Origin of the sequence: Ciceribacter ferrooxidans (genome assembly GCF_004137355.1) — a bacterium.
Taxonomy (GTDB): domain Bacteria; phylum Pseudomonadota; class Alphaproteobacteria; order Rhizobiales; family Rhizobiaceae; genus Allorhizobium; species Allorhizobium ferrooxidans.
This window is the reverse complement of record NZ_SDVB01000357.1, coordinates 1-312: the sequence shown is the minus strand read 5'-3', so window position 1 is coordinate 312 and position 312 is coordinate 1. Positions and strand designations below refer to the sequence as shown.

Annotated in this window: 1 protein-coding gene; it reads left to right on the top strand. The window is 42.9% G+C overall.

Features of this window, described 5'->3' with window-relative positions:
• Positions 1-272, top strand: a 272-nt coding sequence (locus EUU22_RS26450; protein ID WP_205687958.1) for a hypothetical protein, incomplete at its 5' end; no start/stop codon positions are given.
• Positions 273-312: the final 40 nt, after the last annotated feature.

Genomic DNA, 312 nt, shown 5'->3' with positions numbered 1-312 from the left:
AACTAGCAAACCTTTGGGGAAAGAAACTCAAGAAGATACAAGAAAAAAAAAAGATATCGAGGGATCTAGGAATGGAAGGATTAACACACTTGAAAGGTTCATACCGCAGTAAGGAATCTCTGGATTCCATGCAATCCCAGTCAAAGTTGCAGCAGTATTTGCCACAGAGAAGAAGAGAGAATCCTAAAGTTTCTAGCCAGCAACACGAGACCCTGACTAGGCAAAGGAATCCTCAGGAAAACGAACAAAGCAGCACGTGTCACAATTTCTGATTTCAACATAGAGGACGAAGCGCTAGGTACCGAAACGGCA